This is a genomic window from Pseudomonas sp. GM24 (genome assembly GCF_000282235.1).
Lineage (GTDB): Bacteria > Pseudomonadota > Gammaproteobacteria > Pseudomonadales > Pseudomonadaceae > Aquipseudomonas.
The window spans coordinates 1-5,525 of sequence record NZ_AKJR01000347.1 but is presented as its reverse complement, the minus strand read 5'-3'; the positions used below and the strand labels follow the sequence as shown (position 1 = coordinate 5,525).

7 protein-coding genes are annotated in these 5,525 nt (G+C 60.7%); 6 read left to right on the top strand and 1 reads right to left on the bottom strand.

Annotated features, from left to right (window positions below; translation table 11 throughout):
- Nucleotides 1–114: 114 nt before the first annotated feature.
- From PMI23_RS28145 to PMI23_RS28125, 5 genes are all read left to right on the top strand, one after another.
- On the top strand, nt 115–687 hold the full coding sequence (locus PMI23_RS28145) for a YqgE/AlgH family protein (protein WP_007913668.1): 573 nt from the start codon (nt 115–117) through the stop codon (nt 685–687).
- Complete coding sequence (gene ruvX, locus PMI23_RS28140; protein WP_007913667.1) at nt 687–1,124, top strand: Holliday junction resolvase RuvX; 438 nt, start codon at nt 687–689, stop codon at nt 1,122–1,124. The genes PMI23_RS28145 and ruvX overlap by 1 nt, the downstream gene beginning before the upstream one ends.
- Nucleotides 1,125–1,204: 80 nt before the next feature.
- Nucleotides 1,205–1,711 (top strand): bifunctional pyr operon transcriptional regulator/uracil phosphoribosyltransferase PyrR, encoded by a 507-nt coding sequence (pyrR, locus tag PMI23_RS28135; protein WP_007913666.1) that lies wholly within the window; start codon nt 1,205–1,207, stop codon nt 1,709–1,711.
- 27 nt (nt 1,712–1,738) lie between these two features.
- Nucleotides 1,739–2,743 carry an aspartate carbamoyltransferase catalytic subunit gene (locus PMI23_RS28130; RefSeq protein ID WP_007913665.1) on the top strand — a complete coding sequence of 335 codons (1,005 nt, stop codon included), beginning with the start codon at nt 1,739–1,741 and terminating at the stop codon, nt 2,741–2,743.
- The gene (locus PMI23_RS28125; protein WP_007913658.1) at nt 2,740–4,011 is read left to right on the top strand and encodes a dihydroorotase; all 1,272 of its coding nucleotides are present in this window, start codon (nt 2,740–2,742) and stop codon (nt 4,009–4,011) included. Before PMI23_RS28130 ends, PMI23_RS28125 begins: the two co-directional genes overlap by 4 nt.
- A gap of 139 nt (nt 4,012–4,150) precedes the next feature.
- Here the strand turns inward: PMI23_RS28125 and PMI23_RS28120 are convergent, their stop codons facing one another.
- On the bottom strand, nt 4,151–4,582 hold the full coding sequence (locus tag PMI23_RS28120; RefSeq protein ID WP_007913651.1) for an NINE protein: 432 nt from the start codon (nt 4,580–4,582) through the stop codon (nt 4,151–4,153).
- 248 nt (nt 4,583–4,830) lie between these two features.
- On the opposite strand from PMI23_RS28120, the gene PMI23_RS28115 reads away from it, so the two are divergent.
- Nucleotides 4,831–5,448: a C40 family peptidase gene (locus PMI23_RS28115; protein WP_007913648.1), complete on the top strand. Its 618-nt coding sequence runs from the start codon at nt 4,831–4,833 to the stop codon at nt 5,446–5,448.
- Nucleotides 5,449–5,525: the final 77 nt, after the last annotated feature.

The window sequence follows — 5,525 nt, the reverse complement described above, 5'->3', positions numbered from 1 at the left end:
AGACTTCGGCAGCTCCTACATTGGCCTGCATTTACATGTAGGAGCTGCCGAAGGCTGCGATCTTTTGGCGGCTTCAGCTTGTCAGTTTGCCCCCCGAACGCCACACTAGCGCACATGAAAAACGTCAGCCCCAGCTACCTCAAGCATCACTTCCTGATCGCCATGCCACACATGGCCGACCCGAACTTTGCCCACACCTTGACCTACATCGTCGAGCACACGGCCAATGGCGCTATGGGGATTGTGGTCAACCGGCCGCAAGAGCTGAATCTGGCCGACATTCTTGAGCAACTGCGCCCGGACATCGACCCGCCGGCACTGTGCCAGCACGTACCGATTTTCATCGGCGGCCCGGTACAGACCGATCGCGGTTTTGTTCTGCACCCGGCGGGCAAGACCTTCCAGGCCACCGCACAACTGGACGGTGATCTGGCCCTGTCGACCTCGCAGGATGTGCTGTTCGCCATCGCGGACGGCGTTGGCCCGGCGAAAAGCCTGATTGCCCTCGGTTACGCCGGTTGGGAAGCCGGGCAACTTGAAGCCGAACTGGCCGACAACGCCTGGCTGACCTGCCCGTACGACGCCGACATCCTCTTCAACACCAGCAGCGAACTGCGCCTCGAAGCGGCGGCCAAGCACCTGGGGATCAACCTCAGCCTGCTGACCAGCCAGGCAGGTCACGCCTGATGGCCCTGCGCCTGATTCTCGGCTTCGACTACGGCACCAAACAGATCGGCGTCGCGGTCGGCCAGGTGATTACCGGCCAGGCCCGTGAGCTGTGCACCCTGAAAGCGCAAAACGGCATTCCCGACTGGAATCAGGTGGAAGCGCTGTTCAAGGAATGGAAACCCGACGCCGTGGTCGTCGGCCTGCCGCTGAACATGGATGGTACGCCGAGTGAAATGTGCCTGCGCGCGGAGAAATTCGCCCGCCGCCTCAACGGCCGCTTCAATGTGCCCTTCTATACCCACGACGAACGTCTGACCACCTTCGAGGCCAAAGGCGAGCGACTGGTGCGAGGCGGCCAAAAGGGCAGTTACCGCGACAACCCGGTGGACGCCATCGCCGCCGCTCTGCTGTTGCAGGGCTGGCTCGATGAAAACACTGCATTGTTTGAATCCTGACAAGCGCTTCGGCGCTTTTCTTTTGAGTGAAAAACCGAGTCGTGTCCAAGGACCCGATTCGCCCCCAACAAGGAGCAACCATGAGCCTGCCAAATCCCGCCGATCTGATCAGCCAGATGGCGACCCGCCTCAAGGCGCACCTTGCCCAGCGTGAAATCACTGAACCGCGTTACATCGGCATCCGCACCGGCGGCATCTGGGTCGCGCAGGCCTTGCTCAAGGAACTGCGCAGCGACGCGCCACTGGGCACGCTGGACGTGTCCTTCTACCGTGACGACTTCAGCCAGAACGGTCTGCACCCGCAAGTGCGCCCGTCCGCCCTGCCCTTCGAGATCGAAGGCCAGCATCTGGTGCTGATCGACGATGTATTGATGAGCGGCCGCACCATCCGCGCCGCCATGAACGAATTGTTCGACTACGGCCGCCCGGCCAGCGTGACCCTGGTCTGCCTGCTGGACCTCGACGCCGGTGAGCTGCCGATCCGCCCGAATGTCGTGGGCGCGACGCTGTCGCTGGCCGCTCACGAACGGGTGAAGCTGTCCGGCCCCGAACCGCTGACGCTCGAACTGCAAGACTTCAACCTTTAATCCGCCCTATTGAGAGTCCCCTTCGCGATGACGCCTCTAGATACCAAGCGCCCGCTGCAGCTCAATGATCAGGGCCAGCTGCGCCACTTCCTCTCGCTCGACGGCCTGCGCCGCGAGTTGCTGACGGAAATCCTCGACACTGCCGACTCGTTCCTCGAAGTCGGTGCCCGGGCGGTGAAGAAAGTCCCGTTGCTGCGCGGCAAGACCGTGTGCAACGTGTTCTTCGAAAACTCCACACGCACCCGCACCACCTTCGAACTGGCGGCCCAGCGACTGTCGGCGGACGTGATCACCCTGAACGTGTCGACCTCGTCGGCAAGCAAGGGTGAAACCCTGCTCGACACCCTGCGCAACCTTGAAGCCATGGCCGCCGACATGTTCGTCGTACGCCACGGTGATTCCGGCGCCGCGCACTTCATCGCCGAACATGTTTGCCCGCAAGTGGCGATCATCAACGGCGGCGACGGCCGTCACGCCCACCCGACGCAGGGCATGCTCGACATGCTCACCATCCGTCGGCACAAGGGCGGTTTCGAAAACCTCTCGGTGGCCATCGTTGGCGACATCCTGCACTCGCGGGTCGCGCGCTCGAACATGCTCGCGCTGAAAACCCTCGGTTGCCCGGACATCCGCGTGATCGCGCCGAAAACCCTGCTGCCAATCGGCATCGAGCAATACGGCGTGAAGGTTTACACCGACATGACCGAAGGCCTGAAGGATGTCGACGTGGTGATCATGCTGCGCCTGCAGCGTGAACGCATGACCGGCGGCCTGCTGCCGAGCGAAGGCGAGTTCTACCGCCTGTTCGGCCTGACCACCGCGCGTCTGGCCGGGGCCAAACCCGATTGCATCGTCATGCACCCGGGGCCGATCAACCGTGGCGTGGAAATCGAGTCAGCAGTGGCCGACGGCCCGCACTCGGTGATCCTCAATCAGGTCACCTACGGCATCGCGATTCGTATGGCTGTGCTGTCCATGGCCATGAGCGGACAAACCGCGCAGCGTCAATTCGAGCAGGAGAACGCCCAGTGAAGCTCAGCATTCTCGGCGCACGCGTCATCGATCCAAGCAGCGGCCTGGATCAAGTCACCGACATTCACGTTGAAGCCTGCAAGATCGTCGCCCTCGGCGCGGCCCCGGCGGGTTTCACGGCCGTAGAAACCATTGATGCCCAAGGCCTTGTTGCCGCTCCGGGCCTCGTCGATCTGAACGTTGCCCTGCGCGAGCCGGGTTACAGCCGCAAAGGCTCGATCATCAGCGAAACCCGCGCGGCAGCGGCCGGCGGTGTGACCAGCCTGTGCTGTCCGCCGAAAACCAAACCGGTGCTCGACACTTCCGCCGTGGCCGAACTGATCCTCGACCGCGCACGCGAAGCCGGCAACACCAAGGTGTTCCCGATCGGCGCGCTGAGCAAAGGTCTGGACGGCGAGCAACTGGCTGAGCTGGTTGCGTTGCGCGACGCTGGTTGCGTTGCGTTCGGCAATGGTCTGGAGAGTTTCCGCAATACCCGCACGCTGTGCCGGGCGCTGGAATATGCGGCGACGTTTGATCTGACGGTGATTTTCAACTCGCAGGATCATGACCTGGCCGAGGGCGGTCTCGCCCACGAAGGCGCGGTGGCCAGCTTCCTCGGTCTGCCGGGGATTCCGGAAACTGCTGAAACTGTGGCTTTGGCTCGCGACCTGCTACTGGTCGAGCAGACTGGCGTGCGTGCGCACTTCAGCCAGTTGACCAGCGCTCGCGGCGTGGCTCTGATCGCGCAGGCTCAGGCCCGCGGCCTGAAGGTGACGGCGGATGTCGCGCTGTATCAGTTGATTCTGACCGACGAAGCATTGATCGACTTCAGCAGCCTGTACCACGTGCAACCGCCGCTGCGCACTCGTGCGGATCGCGATGGTCTGCGTGAGGCAGTGAAATCCGGCGTGGTCTCGGCGATTTCCAGCCATCACCAGCCGCACGAACGCGACGCCAAACTGGCGCCATTCGGCGCGACCGAGCCGGGCATCAGCAGTGTTGAGTTGCTGCTGCCGCTGGCGATGACGCTGGTTGAGGATGGGTTGCTGGATCTGCCTACCTTGCTGGCGCGTTTGAGCGCTGGCCCGGCTGAAGCGCTGCGTCTGCCGGCGGGCAAACTGGCAGTGGGTGGTGCGGCGGATATCGTGCTGTTCGATCCGCAGGCTTCGACGGTGGCCGGTGAAGGCTGGTTGTCGAAGGGTGAGAACTGCCCGTTCATTGGGCACACTTTGCCGGGTGTGGTTCGCTACACCTTGGTGGATGGGCGGATCAGTCACCAGGCTTGATACCGGGTTGCCCCCAATCGCTGGCAAGCCAGCTCCCACAAGGTCTTGCGCTATCTTTGGGTTAGCGCAAAAACCTGTGGGAGCTGGCTTGCCAGCGATGGCTTACTGGCCAGCGATGGCTTACTGGAAGGCGGATGGCTTACTGGAAGGCGCCTCTGCCTTCGGCGTTGCGTACGGACACCTGATCATTCAGCGTCCAGAAGTCATACAGCACCCCCAGAAAGAACAACCCGCCCGTCAGCAGATAGATCAGCCCACTGATCCATTTGCCCTGATACATCCGGTGCACACCCAATGCTCCGAGGAACGTCAGCAGAATCCACGCTACGTTGTACTCGATCGGCCCGGCGGTAAAACGCAGATCCGCCTCGCGATCCATCGCCGGGATCAAGAACAGGTCGATCAGCCAGCCAATGCCCAGCAAACCGAAGGTGAAGAACCAGATCGTCCCGGTCACCGGCTTGCCGTAATAGAAGCGGTGAGCACCGGTAAAACCGAAAATCCACAGCAGATACCCGATGATTTTGCTGTGCGTATCTTGCTGCTGAACAAATTGTTGATAGGGGTTCATGAAGACCTCGATTCACACGATAGATAAATATTCTTGAATTCTTTGTGACTTTTTTACAGGTAGCCGACGTACGGCAAATGTTACCGTTGCTACCGTCAAAGCCTTATAGCACCTGACTTCTGTCCGACAATTGCGTCCATTTGCCGCTTATTTGGTTCCGTTGGCCACCAACTGAATCGACCAACGGACTCGGAATGAAAAAAAACTCTGTTATAAAGTTGCGCGCTATCACTGAAGAGCCACGCCTAATGCGACCATTTTTCAAGACATGGCTAACCATCTGCCTATTAATGCCACTGGCCGCCCACGCCACCAATCGTGAGCAACGTCTTCCTAACGTTAACGGCTTCACCCCTAAATCCCATGCTTCGGCTCCTTCGAGCAAAAGCAGCAAAAGCAAAACCACCACGCTGAGCAGCAAGAGCCACAGCAAGCTGGTGCCACCGATGGCGAGCAAGGAAAGCAGCAATGTGCTGAGCCGTGCGGTGAACGTCCTCGGTACCCCTTATCGTTGGGGCGGCAGCAGCCCAAGTAAAGGCTTCGATTGCAGCGGCCTGGTGAAATACGCGTTCAACGACGCCACCTTCGACCTGCCTCGCACCTCGAATGCCATGGCCAGCGGCCACGGCGAGAAAGTCGAGCGCAAGGATCTGAAGCCGGGCGACCTGATTTTCTTCAACATCAAGAGCCGCCGGGTCAACCATGTTGCCATCTACCTGGGCAACGACCGCTTCATCCACGCACCGCGTCGTGGCAAAGCGGTGAGCATCGATACGCTGAACAAGCCGTACTGGCAGCAGCATTACGTAGTGGCCAAGCGTGTGTTGCCGAAAGAACAGCAGCAGATGCGCGTGGTTCAGCGCTAAGTCTTCGAAGCAAGATCAAAAGATCGCAGCCTTCGGCAGCTCCTACATCGGGATCAGCGTTTCCCTGTAGGAGCTGC

What these genes read in the sequence shown, in the direction of transcription:
- PMI23_RS28145 (WP_007913668.1), top strand. Translation starts at nt 115, where the DNA reads ATGAAAAACGTCAGCCCCAGCTACCTCAAGCATCACTTCCTGATCGCC.
- ruvX (WP_007913667.1), top strand. Translation starts at nt 687, where the DNA reads ATGGCCCTGCGCCTGATTCTCGGCTTCGACTACGGCACCAAACAGATC.
- pyrR (WP_007913666.1), top strand. Translation starts at nt 1,205, where the DNA reads ATGAGCCTGCCAAATCCCGCCGATCTGATCAGCCAGATGGCGACCCGC.
- PMI23_RS28130 (WP_007913665.1), top strand. Translation starts at nt 1,739, where the DNA reads ATGACGCCTCTAGATACCAAGCGCCCGCTGCAGCTCAATGATCAGGGC.
- PMI23_RS28120 (WP_007913651.1), bottom strand. Translation starts at nt 4,582, where the DNA reads ATGAACCCCTATCAACAATTTGTTCAGCAGCAAGATACGCACAGCAAA.
- PMI23_RS28115 (WP_007913648.1), top strand. Translation starts at nt 4,831, where the DNA reads ATGCGACCATTTTTCAAGACATGGCTAACCATCTGCCTATTAATGCCA.